Below are 18,295 nucleotides of genomic sequence, written 5' to 3'. Positions count from 1 at the left end.
GAGAATTGAGGCAAACATTGCGCGCTTATCTGTTGGCTTTCCTTTTTTGCATGCTGGGCCTGCCGCTGAGCGCCCAGACCAGTGTGCTCCGGCAATTGAACACCGGTGACGATGGCCGAGGATGGGAAGCGGTGGGTCGCCTGGACATGCAGGATATCGGCTTTTGTACCGGTGTTCTCGTCGAACCGGATCTCGTCCTGACAGCCGCGCACTGCCTGTTCGACAAGACAAGCGGCGCGCGCGTATCCGATAGCGATATTCAGTTTCAGGCCGGGTTGCGCAACGGACGGGCCTCGGCCTATCGCGCGGTCAAGCAATCGGTCATTCACCCGCGATACATGTTTTCCGCAGATGCCAATCTTGACCACGTGCCCAATGACGTTGCCTTGCTGCAACTCACCCGTCCGATCCGCAATACACAGGTGGTTCCGTTCGACACCGCCCAGAAGCCAAAACAAGGCGCGGAAATCAGCGTGGTGAGCTACGCCCATGACCGGGCCAAGGCACCGTCGCTGCAAGAAGCCTGCACCGTCATGGGACGGAAACGCGGTATTCTGGTCATGTCCTGTTCGGCAGATTTCGGATCGTCCGGTGCGCCGGTCTTTTCCTTTGACGGTGGGGTGCCGCGGATCGTGTCGCTGATCTCGGCCAAGGCGGAATCCGATGGCACGCCGGTCTCTCTTGGGACTTCGCTGGAAGAGCCGCTTGCCCTTTTGAAGGTCGAATTGCGGTCAAGGTCCCGCTTCAAGGGGCTGGATGCCAATGATCGGCCAAAGGGCGCGAAATTCCTGCGCCCCTGACCCTCTTGAAACTACGCTGACCGCTTCCCAAATCTGAGATGTTCGGGTGCCAATGCTGGGCCCGGACGTCAACTGGCCTGTCCCGGACGGGAAGGCCGATCAACATATGTTGTCGCTCAATGGAGGATGACCCATGCGAAGCTTTGATCTTGCACCGCTGTACCGTGCAACCGTTGGTTTTGACCAGATTGCCGACCTGATGGACCGGGTAATGGCCAATGACGTGTCGAACCAGACCTATCCGCCCTACAATATCGAAAAGACCGCCGACGATGCCTACCGCATCTCGATCGCCGTGGCCGGGTTCTCGGACGCCGACCTGAGCGTCGAGGTCAAGGAAAAGGCGCTTGTCGTCTCGGCCCGCAAGGCCGACGAGGACGAGAACCGCACCTTCCTGCATCGCGGCATTGCCACCCGCGCGTTCGAGCGCCGGTTCCATCTGGCCGACCATGTCCGCGTGACCGGGGCCAGCCATCGCGACGGCATGCTGCATATCGACCTGCAACGCGAGATTCCCGAAGCGCTGAAACCGCGCCGGATCGAAATTGCCAAGGGCGAAGCCATTGAAAAGGACGTGGTGGACGCCAAGGCTGTCAACTAAGCACTGACGCTCCAGACCGCACGCAAAGCCCCCGACAGGATCGGGGGCTTTTTTTCGTGACAAAGCCCTTTGCCATACCCGGTCGATATCGGGCAGAGTGCCCCCGAAAGGGCGCATCATGATCACACTGGACCATCTGGCCGTTGCAGGCAAAACACGCGATATCGCCGCCACGCATGTCACCGACACGCTTGGCGTGCCGCTGCAAACGGGCGGCGAACACGCGTATTTCGGCACGCATAACCATCTGCTCGGGCTGGCCGACGGGCTTTACCTTGAAGCGATTGCCATCAACCCGGATGCGCCGGACCCTGGGCGACCCCGTTGGTTTGCGCTCGATACGATTTCCGGCCCCCCGCGGTTGAGCAACTGGATCTGTCAGACGCCCGATCTTGAAACGCTGTTGCGCGACCTGCCGGAAGCGGGGGAGATCATCGCGCTGGAACGTGGAGACCTGAAGTGGCGCATGGCGGTGCCCGCCGATGGCAACCTTCCCTTTGACGGATGTTTCCCGGCCCTGATCCAATGGGATTGCGACACCCACCCGGCCGGGTTGCTCGACCAGGTCGAGTGCCGTTTGGACCGTCTGGTCGTACATCATCCCGACGCCGACCGGCTCCAGCAAAGGCTCAGCCCTTACCTGAATGACGCGCGCGTCTCGTTCAAAACCGGGTCGGCGGCACTTGCGGCTCATATGGCGTGCCGAAATGGCCCGGTGACCCTGCAATGAGAATCCGCAAGGCCCGGCCCGACCATGCTCCGTCTATTGCGGATCTGGCCAACACGGTGATCCGCGACACCGCGATCACCTTTACCACCGAAGAAAAGACCACTGAAGGATTGGCCACTGCGATCGCGGACAGCGATGCCTATTTCGTCGCCTGTGACGGGGCGAGCGTCATCGGCTATGCCTGCTATTTTCAGTTTCGCGGCGGCCCGGGATATCGACACACCATGGAGCATAGCATCGTACTGGCCGAGGAGGCCCGAGGCCGGGGGGTTGGGCGTGCGCTTATGTCCGCGCTTGAAACCGATGCCCGCAACAAGGGGGTGCATTCGCTCTTTGCCGGTGTCAGCGGCGAAAACCCCGCTGGCGTCGCCTTTCACGCGTCCATCGGGTTCCGCGAAATCGCGCGTTTGCCCGAAGTTGGCTATAAATTCGGGCGATGGATGGATTTGGTGTTGATGCAAAAGTTACTGTGATTGTCACACTGACTTCCGGTTGTACCCTCTATACTGTAGCCCCATGTCGATCTGGACCCGCATATCCGCCGCCCTTGCCGCGCTTGCCAATGGTGAGCCGCTCAGCACCGTTTTTGAAAAGCTGCGAACGCCGCCTGAGCGCTCCGTGGCCTTTACCATCGCAGTCATCGCACTTGGCGCCAAGATGGCCAAGGCCGACGGGCTGGTCACGCGGGACGAGGTCACGGCCTTCCGCGAAGTGTTTCACATCCCGCCGGAGGACGAGGCGCAGGCCGCCAAGGTGTTCAACCTCGCCCGGCAGGATGTCGCGGGATTTGAGGAATATGCCAAACGCATCCGCACCATGTTTGACGATACCGATACCGCTCTTTGCGATCTGATGGAGGGGCTGTTCCATATCGCCGTTGCGGATGGCACCTATCATCCCGCCGAAGACGACTTTCTGGCGCGGGTGGCAGGCATTTTCGGGATCGACAAGGCGCAGTTCAAAACCCTCCGCGCCCGGTTCGTGCCGGATGCCGAAAAAGACCCCTATGCCGTTCTGGGTGTGGACCCGACCGCGTCTCTGGACGAAATCAGAAAAGTCTGGCGCAACGCCGTGCGGGAAAGCCACCCGGACCGGATGATGGCCCGTGGTCTCCCGGAAGAAGCGATTCAGATGAGCGAACGGCGCATGGTGGATATCAACAAGGCCTGGGAAGAAATCCAGGCCAGCCACCGCGAACCGGTCTGATAGGGCTCAGTTGCCGTCCTCGACCAGATCAATTGCCGCCCCGGCAATCTCTTCGACCGACGGAGTGGGTGTCACGGCCGCCTGGGAGCGTGTTCCCATGACCAGTGTCCACCAGATCTTGCCGTTTTCCTCCTGGAAATAGGCAAAACCCAAATCCCTCGCCTCGGGCGAGAGGATCACCTCGCGCGTGCCGGGTTCTTCCATCCATGCGGCCAGCGTCTCAAGCTCGGTCTCATAGGTTTCCGAGATGGCTTCACCGATCAGAAGCCCGGAATAGCCGACGCGCCGCACCCGATCCAGCGGCGACGACCCGTCCGATCCGAAATGCCAGGGCCGGTTCTGAACCGCCATGTCGCGCGAATGGGTGGCTGCCGCCGCGTTGAGCTGTGCGTTCAGCTCGACATTCTGCAAGCCCTTGGCACCCCGCAGGGAATTGATCGAATCAAGAATGCGAAACTGAATCTGGCCCTCGGCTCCCGCAGGGATCCTGTAGAGTTTCGGAAGCGGTTTACCGTCCGGACCCAATTGCGGTGGCGCGGACGGCGTGGTGGTACACGCGGCCAGAAGAAGAGCCAACGGCAACAGGAGAACAGTAAGACGTTTCATGAGTGGTCCATCCGGGATGTGCTTTTTCACTGCTCTATCCGCAATGACGTGGCCAATCAAACCCACTTGGGCAAGCATCCGCAAGTTAACGCCGGTTTGATTTGCGACTGAGGCTTTCGCGCACTAAATACCGTCACAAATGAGTGATCGCGCGAATGGAGCAAGAGACGATGACCAAGACACCCGGATTTGCACTGAACCGCCGGTCCTTCCTTGCGGGGTCCGCTGCGCTGATCGGAACACCCGCGCTGGCGCAGACCGAAAATGAGACGGTCGAGATCGAGCGTGACCTGTCGCGCGTGGTGCGCCGCAACATTTCCAGCTTCCGGTCGCTGGACTGGCGTCCCTATTTCAGCAATCTCAATAACGGCGCAATTCTGGTCGATATCACCAGCCGCGCGCTGCATTACTGGTCAGCCGATGGCCAGACCTACAAGCTCTACCCCTCCTCGGTACCGCTGACCGAGGATTTGACCCGCCGCGGCCGCACCAAAGTTGTCCGCAAAGTCGAAGGCCCAAGCTGGCGCCCGACGCCCGCGATGAAGATCCGCAACCCGGAATGGCCCGATTTTGTCGGCCCCGGCCCGGATAACCCGCTGGGAACACACGCGCTTTACCTGAGCTGGACCTACTACCGAATCCATGGCACCCACGATACCCGCAAAATCGGGCGTCGTTCGTCCAATGGTTGCATTGGGCTGTATAACGAACATATCGCGGAACTCTTCGGAATGGCCAAGGTTGGCACGCAAGTGTTGCTTATTTGACGACAAATCGGCGGCGCGCATGGAAGAACCGTAAAGATCGGTTTGCATTCCCCCTGAATAGCTGCTTAGAAAAAGTCACGAGGTAAGTCTTGGGTGCTTGCCGCATCCGATATGGTGTGAGCGGCAAGTGTAAATCTGGAGGATTAACTATGAAAAAACTCGCACTCGCTGCCGCTCTGTCCGCTGCTGCTTCCACCGCTTTCGCTGGCTCCTACGCCAAAGACGAAGTTGTCATGGAGCCGCCGGTCATCGTTGAAGAAACCGCACAAGCGTCTTCTTCCGCTGGCGTTCTGGTTCCGCTGATCCTGCTGGCGATCGTGATCGCAGCAGTCGCAGCTGACTAAGCTTTAGCGCTTCAAAAAATTGGAAAAGCGGCGTCCCTGGGCGCCGCTTTTTCTTTTTGTGCGGTCTGGACCGAACCGGTCAGCCATTGTGGCCGGGTGTCAAGGCACCCAACCCCCAAGGTTTTCGCCGATGATCGTGCTCAGCGCGTCGATATGCGCGTCATCGTCATTCAGGCAGGGGATATAGTCGAACCGTTCACCGCCGCCCTCTTCAAAGCTTTCTTTGATCTCTTCGTTGATCTCTTCCAGCGTTTCGATGCAATCGGCGGAAAACGCGGGTGCGATGACGGCGATATGTTTCTTGCCATCCTCTTCGGCCAGACGCTTCACCTCGTCCACGGTATAGGGCTTGAGCCATTCCTCCGGACCAAAGCGCGACTGGAAAGTGGTGGTGATCTGCGTGTCATCCCAGCCCAGCCGCTCCTTGAGCAGCCGCGTGGTTTTCTGGCACTGGCAATGGTAGGGGTCGCCCTCCATCAGGTAGCGTTTCGGCACGCCATGGTAGGAACAGACAAGGATGTCGGGCTTTTTGTCCATCGCGCCATAGGCGCGCTCGACCGATTGTGCCAGTGCCTCGATATATTTCGGATGCTCGAAATACGGGTCCACAACACGCGCGGTAGGCTGCCATTTTTCCTTCATCAGCGCACGAAAGAACTGATCATTCGCGGTGGCCGATGTGGCCCCGGCGTAATGCGGGTAAAGCGGAAAGAACAGGATTTTCGAGCATCCCGCCTCGACCATCTCGCGCACTTTGGACGGGGTCGAGGGATTGCCGTAGCGCATGCAGAAATCCACCATCACCTGATCGCCATATTCCGCGTGCATCGCCGCCTTGATCTTGGTGGTCTGCGACTTGGTGATGGTCATCAGCGGGCTTTCATTCGCCTCTTCGTTCCAGATGGACTTGTACGCCTCGCCCGAGCTGAACGGGCGTTTGGTCAGGATGATCAGTTGCAGGATCGGCTGCCATTTCCACGGCGCATAGTCGATTACCCGGCGGTCCGACAGAAACTCGTTCAGGTAACGGCGCATGGACCAGTAATCGGTCGCATCGGGCGTCCCGAGATTGGCCAGCAAAATCCCCACCTTCTGAGCGGGCAATTTCGGGTGGTCCGCGGGGGCGTGCGCCGGGCAGGTCTTGGCCGTGCTGGTGTCGAGCATGTCATTCTCCGGAAATCTGTCCCAGCGACACTTAAGGGCGCGGGAGGCAAGGTCAATCTTTGAGTTGGGTTTCGCGTGTGCCCAGCGCCTCGGCCAGACGCGCAGTGGCTGATCCGGGGCGCAACGGTTTGGGCTGGCTCTCGTCCGGGCTCCAACCCGTCAGCACGATGAATTCGAAAGTGGCCGGGATCTGCCCGTCTTTGCCAAAGCTGTCCACGTAAATCTCGGCCGCGCGGGTCATGACATCCCGCCGACCCGGCCTGCGCAAACGGTCGTGCAGCGCATTGCCTTCGCCCATCTGCCGCAACTCACGCATCAGGTGAAACGGAGTCTGATACATCACGGTCTGACAAAACGTGTCCGCCACCGGAAGCGCGAACCCGGCGCGCTGCAACAAAGCGCCGGCATCGCGTAATTCGGCCATGGGTGCCACGCGCGGCGACAGACCACCCGTGATCTCGGATTCCGCCTGCGCCAGCGCGGCGCGCAATTCATGCAGGGTCCGACCCCCGAAAAACGACGCAAGCAAGAACCCGTCCGGCTTCAACGCACGACGGCATTGGACAAGCTGCCCAATCGGGTCATTCGCCCAGTGAAGCGCGTGGGAATGCAGCACCAGATCATGCGCGCCTTCCTCCAGGTCCAGCGTATCGCCATCTGCCACGATACGGGCATCCGTGAACGCGCCGTCCCACACGCCCGGCTGGTTGGTCACAATCGCGGGCGCGGTAAAGCTTCTGTTAACCATCGACAGGCGATCCTGAAGATCGTCCCGTGCGATTTCGAACAGGAAAAACGCGTCGGGCGTGGCCCTCTGGCGGTGCTGTGTCAGGGCGGTGCGATCTGTCAAAAGCGGCTGCATGGGACCGTAGATAGAGCCATGGCTGGAATTGTTCAAACCGCCTTGCGGCTGATTTACCCGCCGCAATGCCTTTTGTGCCGCGACATGGTGGAAACCGATTTTGCGCTCTGCGGGACCTGTTGGCGTGACACCCCGTTTATCGGTGGTCTGGTCTGTGATGCCTGCGGCGCGCCCCTGCCCGGCGAAAATACCGGTGAACCCGTCCTGTGCGACAGCTGCCTGTCTCATCCGCGACCCTGGGCGCAGGGGCGCGCAGCGCTTAGCTATCGCAACAATGCAAGACGGCTGGTGCTGGGCCTCAAGCACAACGACCGGCACGACATCGCCGCACCTGCCGCCATCTGGCTGGCGCGCGTCCTGCGGCCCATTATGCGACCAGGCACGCTGGTGACCCCTGTTCCCCTGCACTGGAGCAGGCGTTTGAAACGGCGCTACAACCAATCCGCGCTTCTTGCCGCGTCCCTCGCGACCGAACTTGGCCTGCCCTACTGCCCAGATCTTCTGGTTCGGACCGGGCGCACACCCAGCCTGAACGGCAACCGCGAGGAGCGGCGCGCGATCCTCGAGCGCAAAATACGCCTGCATCACGGGCGAGAGGCTTGGCTGGACAGATACCCCTCCGTTCTCGTGATAGACGATGTGTTGACCACGGGTGCAACTCTGAGCGCTTGCGCCGAAGCCCTGCACGCGGCGGGCGCAGAGCGGGTTTGCATTGGCGTACTGGCGCGCGTGCATCGGGATGATTAAGTAGTCGGCAAACAGAACCAAGGACACCGAAATGCCGACCGTTGAAATCTACACCTCGCCGCTCTGCGGCTTCTGCCATGCGGCCAAGCGCCTGCTGACGACAAAGGGCGTGACCTTTTCTGAGATCGACGTCTTTGCCAACCCAGACCGCAAGCCGGAGATGATCCAGCGCGCCAATGGTGGCCGCACCGTGCCGCAGATCTTCATTGGCAATGTCCATGTCGGCGGCTGCGACGACCTCTATGCGCTGGAACAAGGCGGCAAGCTCGACCCGCTTTTGGCCGCCTGATGCGCGCGGCGCTCGTTCAGCTGTGCTCCGGGGATGACCCCAAGGCCAATTTGCCCGTCACGGCAGAGCTGATCGAGCGCGCGGCGGGGGACGGCGCGGGTTTCATCCTGACTCCAGAGGTCACCAATTGCGTCTCTGCCAGCCGCACACGCCAGAACGACGTGCTGCAGCATGAGAACGAGGACCTCACCCTAGCAGCTTTGCGCGAACTTGCCGCGCGTTTGGGGGTGTGGCTCTCCATCGGGTCGCTGGCGCTCAAAACCGATGACCCCGATGGTCGCTTTGCCAATCGCTCTTTCATGATCGGGCCGGATGGCGGCATTCACGCGCGCTATGACAAGATCCACATGTTTGACGTGCAGGTCTCCGAGACCGAGACCTACCGCGAAAGCGCAGGCTACCGGCCCGGGAAGCGCGCAGTTGTCACTGATCTGCCCTTTGCGCGCATTGGCATGAGCATCTGCTACGATGTCCGGTTTCCCTATCTCTACCGCGCCCTCGCCCATGCCGGGGCGCAGATTCTGATCGTGCCATCCGCCTTTTGTCCGGTGACCGGTGCCGCCCATTGGGAACCGCTGTTGCGCGCCCGTGCGATTGAAAACGGCGCATTTGTAATCGCCGCCGCACAGACGGGCGCGCATAGCGCGACACGCGGCAAGCAACGCAGCACATTTGGGCATTCGCTGGCGATTGCGCCCTGGGGCGAGGTTTTGGCCGATGCGGGCGAAGCACCCGGCGTGACTTTGGTTGACCTCGACCTTGGCGCCGTGGAACAAGCACGCAAGCGCGTTCCGTCGCTGACCCATGATCGAGAGTTCGAAACCCCTGATGGCAGATGAAAGCCAGAATGCCCTCGCCGTTGCGCTGTTTTCCGAGCTGTTCACAGCCGATCAGATGCTGCGCAACCGGCTGAGCAAGATGCTGCCCCGGGGCATGGAGCTGTCGCATTTCTCGGTGCTCAATCATCTGGCCCGGTTCAAACAGGAACGCACGCCTGCGCAACTTGCCCGGGCGTTTCACGTGACGCGTGGGGCGATGACCAACACGCTGAACAAGCTTGAGATCGCCGGTTATGTGCATATCCGCCCGGATTGGGATGATGCGCGATCCAAGCTGGTGACAATCTCGCCCGCAGGGGTGCAGGCGCGCGATGCCGCGCTGGCGGCGATTACACCGCTAATCACCGATCTGGTGCAGGAACTGGGTTCAGAAAAAGTGCGTGCCGCATTGCCGATCCTGCGGGAATTGCGCCTGAAGCTGGAAGTCGAGAGCTAGGTCAGTTTGAACGCGGACAGGCGCGCATAATGGGCCATGGCCTCTTCTGCAATTTCCGCATGCCGCCCTGACAGTTCCGGCAGCGGCCCCTCGGGCCCGGCAAACCCGGTCGATTTATGCAGCGAGCCGTACCAGACCGGAGCCCATACCCCATCGGCCGGGTTGCCCCCCGCAGGCCAGCCCAGCATGGCCGGATCAAACGGAATGCCAATAGCCGCGCAGAGCTTGCCCAACATGCCCTCGGGGTCCTCGCGAATATCTGCGCTGTCCACCACGACCGGATGCGCGCCCAGCGCCAGGCAGTGATCAAACAGCTCTGCCTGCAACGCAAAGCCGACGTCATGTGCGGTGAGCGTCGGATAGCCTTTGGCAAAACTGGCCACCACCCGCGCGGGATGGCGCAGGAGAAAGACATTTGTGACCTGACCCATCCAGTCACGGGGTATTCCGTCGATCATGTGCTGGCACATGTGCTTCTGGTAAAAGACCGGCGCGTCACTCTCAGAGACGAGCGACGCGGCCACTGCATGCGGGTCCTGCGGCTGGCTCGACAGCACGGCGTCGCGCATCGGGTGCGCCAGCCCGGTGATGTTCAGATAGGCCGCGTAAAACGGTTCATCGACAACATGGCAGTCCGACCGCTGTGCAAAGGAATACATCATCGCAGTCGACAGGTTGCGCGGCCCGGACCACATCGCAATACGTTTTGTCATCTCAAACAGTCTCTAACACGTGGGAATAATACAGATCGCGGAGGCGCTTGGTCATTGGCCCCATCTCTCCATCGCCAATTTTTCGCCCGTCAATCTCTCCCACCGGCGTCTGCGCGCCAAAGGTCCCGGTCAGGAACGCCTCATCCGCTCCGTAACAATCGACCAGCGAGAAATTCCTCTCGAACACTGGGATATCATGCGCCCGGCACAGGTCGATCACCTTGGCCCGCGTGATCCCGTTCATGCAGTAATCCCCGGTTGAGGTCCAAACCGTCCCCTTGCGCACGATAAAGAAGTTGCAGGCATTGGTGGTGTTCACGAACCCATGCACATCCAGCATCAGCGCCTCATCCGCCCCCGCCTTTTCAGCGGCAATACAGGCGAGAATGCAGTTCAGCTTGGAATGCGAATTCAACTTGGGATCCTGCGTCATCGGCAGGCCCCGGATATGCGGCACGGTGGCAAGCCGGATGGGTCGTGGAAGCGACGGTTTGGAGTGCTCCATGATGATCACCACGGTCGGCCCCTGCCGCGATAGCGACGGATGCTGAAATGGGCGCGATTTGACCCCCCGCGTGACCATCAACCGGGCGTGCACATCATGGTGCATATCATTGGCGGCCCGGGTCTGTTCCAAAGCGTCCACAAATCCGGCGCGGTCCATCGTCAGGTCCAGATCAATCGCCTTGGCCGCCTCGAACAGCCGGTCGAGATGCTCGTCCAGGAACGCCCAGCGCCCGTTATAAAGACGCAGCCCCTCCCACACGCCATCGCCCAGCATGAAACCGCTGTCGAACACGCTGACCGTGGCCTCGGCCCGGGGTTTCAACGCGCCATCCACATAGATCAGCACCGTTTCATTGCGCCGGTCTTCCTCGGCCTGATGTGTCGTCACGTGATTGTCCATGATCCGGACGCTAGAGATCGAAGCATTTCCTGCCAAGCGGTAAACTCCGCTCACCTCTGTGTGACAGTCGCCAATCGGCTCTTGTGGCATGTGCATTATTCGGGGGAACGTGAGCGCAGGAGGTAACCCCATGTTCCGTTTTGCTCAAATGAAGCCCATCCTGCTGGGTGCGTTGATCGCAGTTGGCCTGTTCGCCCAATCTCACCGCGCGCATGCGGCAGATATGCAGACGCTCACCGTCGCGGGCGGATGTTTCTGGTGTGTCGAAGCCGATTTCGAAAAGGTCAAAGGCGTGCGCGACGTGGTCAGCGGCTATACCGGCGGCAGCGTGAAGAACCCGACGTATAAACAGGTCACCCGCGGTGGCACCGGGCATTACGAGGCGGTTCAGATCCATTTCGATGCCGATGTGGTCAGCCGCGAAGCATTGTTGACCAGCTTTTTCCGGTCTGTCGATCCCACCGATGCGGGCGGGCAATTCTGTGACCGCGGAGAAAGCTACAGAACCGCGATTTTCGTCTCTAACAAGGGGGAAAAGCAGCTTGCCGAACGTGTGAAGGCCGAGGCGCAGGCGGCGTTGGGCAAAAAGATCGTGACGCCCATTCTGAATGCCGGGCGGTTTTACAAGGCTGAGGATTATCATCAGAACTACTACAAATCGCAGAAATCCCAGCTGACCCGGTTTGGCTACATCACGCGTGCCAAAGCCTATAAACGGTACCGTCAGGCCTGTGGCCGTGATGCGCGCGTCCGCCAGCTTTGGGGGAATGCCGCACTCTTTGCTGGTGGTTGATCAGAACCGCGTCTCTTCGAGATCCTTGAGATCGGGGATGACATCAGCCGTACCGTGGCGGGTGACCATGATAGCCGCTGCTTTTTGGGCTCGGGTGATGGCCTGCGCCATGGGCATGCCCCGATCCAGCCCCGCCAGCAGATAGCCGGTAAAGGTATCACCCGCGCCGGTCGCATCGACAGCTTTCACGTCAAAGGCCGGATAATTGACGGTTTCGGCCCGTGACGTTGAAATATGGCGGCAGCCATCGCCGCCAAGTGTCACTACGATATCCGCCACATCCAGATCGCGCAGGTCCTTACCCATCGCCTCACTGAGCTGCGCGGCCTCGACCGCGTTCAGCACAAGCAGATCGACATGCGGCAACACCGCTTCCACGGCGGCGGCGTCAAACGGTGCGGCCGCATAGGCCACGCGCATGCCCTTTTGCCGGGCCAGAGCGGCGGTGAACCCCTGAAGACTGGTTTCATTCTGCATCAGAAGCCAGTCGTCCTTGCCCGCTTCGGCCAAAGCGGCAGTCACCGCGCCCTCGCCCAGAGCCGCGTTGGCCCCGGGAAACAGGACGATCTGATTTTCGCCGCTGTCATCCACGATGATGATGGCGTGCCCGGTCGGCACGTCCGCCACGTCGATATGGCGTGTGTCAACGCCATACTCTATCAGACGGTCCTTCGCCCAGCGCCCGTCTTCGCCGACCGCGCCGATATGCACCACACGTGATGCCGCCCGCGCCGCCGCAACGGACATGTTCGCACCCTTGCCGCCCAAACCTTTATCATAGCTGTCTGACGCCAGCGTTTCGCCGGGTTTTGGCAAATGTGGCACACGGTAAAACAGGTCGGCGTTAATGGACCCAAGGTTGAAAATCATCGCCGACCCTTTCGTGTTTTATCCGACCTTACAGGCGGCCAGAACCGCCATGTTCAGGATATCGTTCGCCGTGGAAACAGAAGAGCAAATCTGGATCGAGGCATCAATGCCGGTCAGAATCGGCCCGATCACGGTGGCCCCAGCCATTTCCTGCATCAGCTTGACCGAGATGCTCGCCGAATGCCGTGCAGGCACAACCAGAACATTGGCCGGACCGGTGAGGCGCGAGAACGGATACGCCGCCTGCGACTTTGCATTCAGCGCCACATCAACCGTCATCTCGCCTTCGTATTCGAAATCAACGCCGCGGCTATCAAGCACCGTGGGTGCGATATGCATCTTCTCGGCGCGCTCCGAGACCGGATACCCAAAGGTCGAGAAGCTGACAAAGGCCACACGCGGCTCCAGCCCCAGATGCCGCGCCACACCCGCTCCACGTTCGGCAATATCGGCAAGATCGTTTTCATCCGGCCATTCATGCACCAGCGTATCCGCAATCAGCACGATGCGCCCGTTGTGCAAAAGCGCGGTAATCCCCGCCGCACCAGACCCGGCATCGGCGTCAAACACGTAGTTGATCTTTTCCAGCACATGCGCCGATTTACGCGTGGCCCCGGTGATCAGCCCGTCACCATGCCCATGGGCCAGCATCAACGAGCCGAACACATGCCGGTCACGGGCCGCAAGACGGTGAATGTCCTTGAGATCGTGGCCCTTGCGCTGCAAACGCCCATAAAGGTGCTCTTTGTAAAGCTCCAGATGGCGGGTGTTGGCTGCGTTCACAATTTCAAGCTCGCGCACCGCATCGCCCATGCCCGCGGCTTCAAGCTTGGCCTTCACATCCGCGTCGCGCCCGACGACCAGCGATTTGCCAAGACCGGAGCGTTGATACATCACCGCGGCGCGCAGCACGCGGGGGTCATCGCCCTCGGCAAAGATCATGCGCGCCTGGTTGGCGCGTGCACGCGCGTTGATGCCACGCAGGATCGATGCGGTCGGATCCATCCGCGATTTCAGGCTCAGCTCGTAGCTGTCCATATCCACAATCGGGCGGCGCGCGGCCCCGGTTTGCATCCCGGCCCTGGCCACGGCCGGCGGGATGCGGTGGATCAGACGCGGGTCAAACGGTGTCGGGATGATGTAATCGCGGCCAAAGGACAGGTTCTTGCCATAAGCCAGCGCCACCTCGTCCGGTACATCTTCGCGCGCCAGTTCTGCCAAAGCCTCGGCGCAGGCGATTTTCATCTCGTCATTGATGGCGCGAGCGTGAATATCCAGCGCACCCCGGAACAAATACGGGAACCCAAGCACGTTGTTGACCTGGTTCGGATAATCCGACCGGCCGGTTGCAACAATCGCATCGGCGCGAATCTCATGCGCCTCTTCCGGAGTGATCTCGGGATCGGGGTTCGCCATGGCAAAGATTACAGGGTTTTCCGCCATCGCTTCGACCATCTCGGGCGTCACCGCGCCCTTGACCGACACGCCAAGGAACACATCGGCGCCCTTCATCGCCTCTTCCAGCGTGCGCAGATCGGTGGAAATGGCATGGGCCGATTTCCATTGGTTCATGCCCTCGGTGCGACCCTGATAGATCACGCCCTTGGTGTCGCAGACGATGCAATTCTCATGGCGCGCACCCATGGATTTGAGCAGCTCGATACAGGCGATGCCGGCCGCGCCCGCGCCATTGAGGACGATCTTCACATCCTCGATCTTCTTGCCGGAAATATGCAGCGCGTTGATCAGACCCGCCGCACAGATCACGGCGGTGCCATGCTGGTCATCATGGAAGACCGGAATATCCATCTCTTCCTTGAGCCGCTGCTCGATGATGAAACATTCCGGTGCCTTGATGTCCTCAAGGTTGATGCCGCCAAAGGTCGGCCCCATCAGCTTGACCGCCTTGCAGAATTCGTCCGGATCCTCGGTGTCGAGCTCGATATCGATCGAATTCACATCGGCAAAGCGTTTGAAGAGCACCGCCTTGCCCTCCATCACCGGCTTGGAACCCAGCGCACCCAGATTACCCAGACCCAGCACCGCGGTCCCGTTGGATACGACAGCAACAAGGTTGCCCTTGTTGGTGTAGTCGTAGGCCAGTTCGGGATTTTCCGCGATGTCTTCGCAAGGCACGGCAACACCCGGCGAATAGGCCAGCGACAGGTCCCGCTGCGTGGTCATCGGCACTGTGGCTTTGATCTCGAACTTGCCGGGCGTGGGCTCAAGGTGAAAGGCCAGCGCCTCTTCGCGGGTGAACTTGGGTTTGGACATCGGGCGGGCCTCTATTTCTTTGATCATCGCCTCTTATCTCACCGACCCTTGCGTGCCAAGCGGCTGCCTTTCGGCTTTTCGCCGCAACCCGGGATTTGTATGGTCGGCCAAATCGAAACCGGGGGACGGGCATGACCAAGGCAAACACAGCCGTGACGCCCATGATGGCGCAGTATCTTGAGATCAAATCGGGGCATCCCGACGCGCTGTTGTTCTATCGCATGGGCGATTTCTATGAGCTGTTCTTTGACGACGCCAAGGCCGCAGCCGAAGCATTGGACATTGCGCTGACCAAACGCGGCAAACACGACGGCGCGGATATTCCAATGTGTGGCGTGCCGGTTCATGCCGCCGAGGGATATTTGCTGACGCTCATTCGCAAGGGATTTCGCGTCGCGGTCTGCGAACAGATGGAAAGCCCCGCCGAGGCCAAGAAACGCGGATCGAAATCCGTGGTCAAGCGGGATGTGGTGCGGCTGGTCACCCCCGGAACGCTGACCGAGGAAAGTCTTCTGGAGGCGCGGCGACATAACTTTTTGGCCGCTTTTGCCTGCATTAGAGACGAATTTGCGCTCGCCTGGGTTGATATCTCCACCGGCGCGTTTCACGTGATGCCGCTGCCTGCGGTGCGGCTCGGCGCGGAACTGGCGCGGCTGGCCCCGTCTGAAGTATTGCTGCCCGATGCGCAAGAAGCGGATTTCTCTGAAATAGTGACTGAATCAGGCGCTTCTGTGACAACGCTTAGCGCTGCGTCCTTCGATAGTTCTGCCGCATCTGAGCGGGTGGCCAGCGTGTTTCACGTGGCGTCGCTGGATGCGTATGGTCAGTTCTCGCGGCCCGAGCTTTCTGCGATGGGCGCGCTGGTCGATTACCTCCGCATCACGCAAAAGGGCAAATTGCCCCTGCTCCGCCCGCCACAAAAGGAAAGCAGTGGCGGCGTTATGCAGATCGACCATGCAACGCGTCGCAATCTGGAACTGACCTCTGCCATGACCGGCGGGCGGGCCGGATCGCTCTTGGCCTGCATTGATCGCACCGTCACTGCCGGGGGCGCGCGGCTGTTGGAGCGGCGGCTGTCCAGCCCGTCGCGCGACCTGCCCTCGATCCACGGACGCCATGCGGCGATTGAATATGCACTGGAAAACAGCGCGTTTCGCGATGGGTTGCGCGAGCGCCTGCGCAAAGTGCCCGATATTGACCGGGCCCTGTCCCGACTCGCTCTGGATCGGGGCGGACCCCGGGATCTGGCGGGTATTCGCGCGGCGCTGGAACAGGCCGAGGATATCACCGCCAGCCTGACCGACCCCCATCACCCAGATGTGCTGCGCAATGCGCTTGCCGCCCTGCCCGGCCAATCCGATCTGCTGGACCTGCTGGATCAGGCGCTGGTGGCGGAACCACCCTTACTGGCGCGCGACGGCGGATTCATTGCCGTGGGCTATGACGCGGAACTGGACGAGGCACGTACCCTGCGCGACGAGGGGCGCTCTGTCATTGCCAGTCTGCAACAGCAATATGCCAATCTCTCGGGCATCGCCTCGCTCAAGATCAAGCACAACAACGTGCTGGGCTATTTCGTCGAAACCACCGCCACCCATGCGGAGAAAATGCTGGCCGCGCCGCTGTCGGAAACCTTCATTCACCGCCAGACCACGGCCAATCAGGTGCGGTTCACCACCGTGGAGCTTTCCGATCTGGAAACCCGGATTCTGAACGCCGGAAATCACGCGCTTGAAATCGAAAAGCGTCTCTATTCCACGCTGAAACAGGCAATTCTGGATCAATCCGGGCCGCTTGGCTCCATCGCCCGCGCGCTGAGCGAATTGGACATTTGCGCCGCTCTGGCGCAATTGGCGCGCGAGGAAAACTGGACCCGCCCGGTTGTGGATGACAGCCGCATGTTTCACGTGGAGGCCGGGCGTCACCCGGTGGTGGAGGCTGCGCTCAACACAGCCGGTGATCCATTTGTCGCCAATGATTGTCATCTCTCGGATGGCGATGATGCCTCTGCCATCTGGCTTCTGACCGGTCCAAACATGGCGGGTAAATCGACCTTTCTGCGCCAGAACGCGCTGATTGCCATCCTGGCGCAAGCCGGCAGTTTCGTGCCCGCGGACAAGGCCCATATCGGGTTGGTCAGCCAGGTCTTCAGCCGCGTGGGGGCGTCTGATGATTTGGCGCGTGGGCGTTCGACTTTCATGGTCGAAATGGTGGAAACCGCCGCCATTCTCAATCAGGCCGATGATCGGGCCTTGGTGATCCTGGACGAGATCGGGCGCGGCACCGCCACCTATGACGGGTTGTCCATTGCCTGGGCCACGCTGGAACATCTGCATGATGTGAACCGCTGTCGCGGGCTGTTCGCGACGCATTATCACGAGATGACCAAGATCGCCGGGCGCATGCCCGGCGTGGACAATGCCACAGTTGCGGTCAAGGAATGGGATGGCGAGGTCGTGTTCCTGCATGAGGTGCGCAAAGGGGCGGCGGACCGGTCCTATGGCGTGCAGGTCGCGCAATTGGCGGGGTTGCCGCCGGTTGTGGTCGACCGCGCGCGCGTGATCCTGGATGCGTTGGAAAAAGGCGAACGTGAAGGCGGCAATCAAAAAGCCATTGTCGATGATCTGCCGCTGTTTTCCGCGGCGCCCCCGCCGCCCCAGCAAACGAAAACCGCGCCATCCGAGGTGGAGGCGCGGTTGAAAGACATCAGTCCGGATCAATTGACGCCATTGGAGGCGCTGAACCTGATCTATGAGCTTCGAAATCTGACCAAGGATTAACCCGGGTTCGAAGACACACCCACCTGCGCCGGGCGCAGCAGACGATCATGCATCATGAACCCGTCGGCAGAGACCTGGATGATTTCGCCCGCCTTGGTGCCGGGCACCGGGGCTTCGAACATGGCCTGATGCACCTGCGGATCGAACTTGTCGCCCACTTGCGGCGACACAGGCTCGATCCCGTATTTCTTGAACACGGAAATCAGCTCGCGCATGGTCAGCTCGACCCCTTCGATCAGCGCGGCCGAGGCTTCTTTCTGCTCCTCACCTACACTTTCGACGGCCCGTTTCATGTTGTCATAGACCGACAACAGATCGCGCGCGAGTTTCGAGCCGCCATATTGCTCGGCCTCGCGGCGTTCCTTTTGCGCGCGTTTGCGGGAATTCTCCGCGTCAGCCAGTGCGCGCATGAATTTGTCGCGCAGCTCATCGCGTTCGGCGCGCAGCGCGTCAAGCTCGACAACCTCGTCGTCCAGCTCTTCCATCTCTTCGCCAAATTCTTCTGCCTCGGCATTGGCAAGGTCATCTAGGAAATTGCTGGGTTCCTGCTCAGCCATGATTCGTCCT

Annotated in this window: 21 protein-coding genes; 13 read left to right on the top strand and 8 right to left on the bottom strand. The window is 60.6% G+C overall.

What is annotated here, in order from left to right:
- The first annotated feature begins 32 nt into the window (after window positions 1–32).
- From PGB28_RS04520 to PGB28_RS04500, 5 genes are all read left to right on the top strand, one after another.
- Window positions 33–800 (top strand): trypsin-like serine peptidase, encoded by a 768-nt coding sequence (locus PGB28_RS04520; protein WP_333908218.1) that lies wholly within the window; start codon window positions 33–35, stop codon window positions 798–800.
- Window positions 801–933: 133 nt separating this feature from the next.
- Entirely contained in the window at window positions 934–1,401 is a 468-nt protein-coding gene (locus PGB28_RS04515; RefSeq protein ID WP_271420298.1) for an Hsp20 family protein, read from the top strand.
- A gap of 118 nt (window positions 1,402–1,519) precedes the next feature.
- Window positions 1,520–2,131 (top strand): VOC family protein, encoded by a 612-nt coding sequence (locus PGB28_RS04510; protein ID WP_271420297.1) that lies wholly within the window; start codon window positions 1,520–1,522, stop codon window positions 2,129–2,131.
- Window positions 2,128–2,604 carry a GNAT family N-acetyltransferase gene (locus PGB28_RS04505; protein ID WP_271420296.1) on the top strand — a complete coding sequence of 159 codons (477 nt, stop codon included), beginning with the start codon at window positions 2,128–2,130 and terminating at the stop codon, window positions 2,602–2,604. The genes PGB28_RS04510 and PGB28_RS04505 overlap by 4 nt, the downstream gene beginning before the upstream one ends.
- A 43-nt stretch (window positions 2,605–2,647) precedes the next feature.
- Complete coding sequence (locus PGB28_RS04500) at window positions 2,648–3,337, top strand: molecular chaperone DjiA (RefSeq protein ID WP_271420295.1); 690 nt, start codon at window positions 2,648–2,650, stop codon at window positions 3,335–3,337.
- Window positions 3,338–3,343: 6 nt separating this feature from the next.
- Here PGB28_RS04500 and dalA read toward each other — a convergent pair whose 3' ends face one another.
- A complete protein-coding gene (gene dalA / locus PGB28_RS04495; protein ID WP_271420294.1) occupies window positions 3,344–3,943 on the bottom strand; it encodes a divisome-associated lipoprotein DalA in 600 nt (199 codons plus the stop codon).
- Window positions 3,944–4,113: 170 nt separating this feature from the next.
- Here dalA and PGB28_RS04490 point away from each other — a divergent pair, with 170 nt between their 5' ends.
- On the top strand, window positions 4,114–4,710 hold the full coding sequence (locus PGB28_RS04490; protein ID WP_271420293.1) for a L,D-transpeptidase: 597 nt from the start codon (window positions 4,114–4,116) through the stop codon (window positions 4,708–4,710).
- Between the two features lie 149 nt (window positions 4,711–4,859).
- Window positions 4,860–5,054, top strand: coding sequence for a ferrochelatase (locus tag PGB28_RS04485; RefSeq protein WP_271420292.1), 195 nt, complete (start codon window positions 4,860–4,862; stop codon window positions 5,052–5,054).
- Between the two features lie 99 nt (window positions 5,055–5,153).
- Here PGB28_RS04485 and hemH read toward each other — a convergent pair whose 3' ends face one another.
- Complete coding sequence (hemH, locus tag PGB28_RS04480) at window positions 5,154–6,218, bottom strand: ferrochelatase (protein WP_271420291.1); 1,065 nt, start codon at window positions 6,216–6,218, stop codon at window positions 5,154–5,156.
- Between the two features lie 52 nt (window positions 6,219–6,270).
- A complete protein-coding gene (locus tag PGB28_RS04475) occupies window positions 6,271–7,080 on the bottom strand; it encodes a methyltransferase domain-containing protein (protein WP_271420290.1) in 810 nt (269 codons plus the stop codon).
- A gap of 18 nt (window positions 7,081–7,098) precedes the next feature.
- On the opposite strand from PGB28_RS04475, the gene PGB28_RS04470 reads away from it, so the two are divergent.
- From PGB28_RS04470 to PGB28_RS04455, 4 genes are read left to right on the top strand one after another with little or no spacing between them, the layout of a single operon-like run.
- Complete coding sequence (locus tag PGB28_RS04470; RefSeq protein ID WP_271420289.1) at window positions 7,099–7,827, top strand: ComF family protein; 729 nt, start codon at window positions 7,099–7,101, stop codon at window positions 7,825–7,827.
- A 31-nt stretch (window positions 7,828–7,858) separates the two neighbouring features.
- On the top strand, window positions 7,859–8,116 hold the full coding sequence (gene grxC / locus PGB28_RS04465) for a glutaredoxin 3 (RefSeq protein WP_271420288.1): 258 nt from the start codon (window positions 7,859–7,861) through the stop codon (window positions 8,114–8,116).
- Window positions 8,116–8,955, top strand: coding sequence for a carbon-nitrogen hydrolase family protein (locus tag PGB28_RS04460; protein ID WP_271420287.1), 840 nt, complete (start codon window positions 8,116–8,118; stop codon window positions 8,953–8,955). Before grxC ends, PGB28_RS04460 begins: the two co-directional genes overlap by 1 nt.
- A complete protein-coding gene (locus PGB28_RS04455) occupies window positions 8,945–9,391 on the top strand; it encodes a MarR family winged helix-turn-helix transcriptional regulator (protein ID WP_271420286.1) in 447 nt (148 codons plus the stop codon). The genes PGB28_RS04460 and PGB28_RS04455 overlap by 11 nt, the downstream gene beginning before the upstream one ends.
- On the opposite strand, the gene PGB28_RS04450 is transcribed toward PGB28_RS04455, so the two are convergent.
- Both PGB28_RS04450 and PGB28_RS04445 read right to left on the bottom strand, forming a co-directional pair.
- The gene (locus tag PGB28_RS04450) at window positions 9,388–10,104 is read right to left on the bottom strand and encodes a sulfotransferase-like domain-containing protein (RefSeq protein WP_271420285.1); all 717 of its coding nucleotides are present in this window, start codon (window positions 10,102–10,104) and stop codon (window positions 9,388–9,390) included. The genes PGB28_RS04455 and PGB28_RS04450 overlap by 4 nt on opposite strands.
- A 1-nt stretch (window position 10,105) precedes the next feature.
- Window positions 10,106–11,011 (bottom strand): D-amino acid aminotransferase, encoded by a 906-nt coding sequence (locus PGB28_RS04445; RefSeq protein WP_271420284.1) that lies wholly within the window; start codon window positions 11,009–11,011, stop codon window positions 10,106–10,108.
- Between the two features lie 130 nt (window positions 11,012–11,141).
- Here PGB28_RS04445 and msrA point away from each other — a divergent pair, with 130 nt between their 5' ends.
- Window positions 11,142–11,804, top strand: a complete 663-nt coding sequence (msrA, locus tag PGB28_RS04440; protein WP_271420283.1) for a peptide-methionine (S)-S-oxide reductase MsrA — start codon at window positions 11,142–11,144, stop codon at window positions 11,802–11,804.
- Here the strand turns inward: msrA and PGB28_RS04435 are convergent, their stop codons facing one another.
- Window positions 11,805–12,674, bottom strand: coding sequence for a ribokinase (locus tag PGB28_RS04435; protein WP_271420282.1), 870 nt, complete (start codon window positions 12,672–12,674; stop codon window positions 11,805–11,807). It abuts the gene before it with no gap.
- A gap of 18 nt (window positions 12,675–12,692) precedes the next feature.
- Window positions 12,693–14,948 carry an NADP-dependent malic enzyme gene (locus tag PGB28_RS04430; RefSeq protein ID WP_271420504.1) on the bottom strand — a complete coding sequence of 752 codons (2,256 nt, stop codon included), beginning with the start codon at window positions 14,946–14,948 and terminating at the stop codon, window positions 12,693–12,695.
- 131 nt (window positions 14,949–15,079) lie between these two features.
- Between PGB28_RS04430 and mutS the strand changes: the two genes are divergently transcribed.
- Window positions 15,080–17,728 (top strand): DNA mismatch repair protein MutS, encoded by a 2,649-nt coding sequence (gene mutS, locus PGB28_RS04425; RefSeq protein WP_408636209.1) that lies wholly within the window; start codon window positions 15,080–15,082, stop codon window positions 17,726–17,728.
- On the opposite strand, the gene PGB28_RS04420 is transcribed toward mutS, so the two are convergent.
- Window positions 17,725–18,285: a nucleotide exchange factor GrpE gene (locus PGB28_RS04420; RefSeq protein ID WP_271420281.1), complete on the bottom strand. Its 561-nt coding sequence runs from the start codon at window positions 18,283–18,285 to the stop codon at window positions 17,725–17,727. The genes mutS and PGB28_RS04420 overlap by 4 nt on opposite strands.
- Window positions 18,286–18,295 lie beyond the last annotated feature (10 nt).

The sequence above is a fragment of the Primorskyibacter aestuariivivens genome, from assembly GCF_028023675.1.
Taxonomy (GTDB): Bacteria; Pseudomonadota; Alphaproteobacteria; order Rhodobacterales; family Rhodobacteraceae; genus Marinovum; species Marinovum aestuariivivens.
The sequence above is the reverse complement of the archived record's forward strand: the minus strand, read 5'-3'. Positions and strand labels throughout refer to the sequence as shown.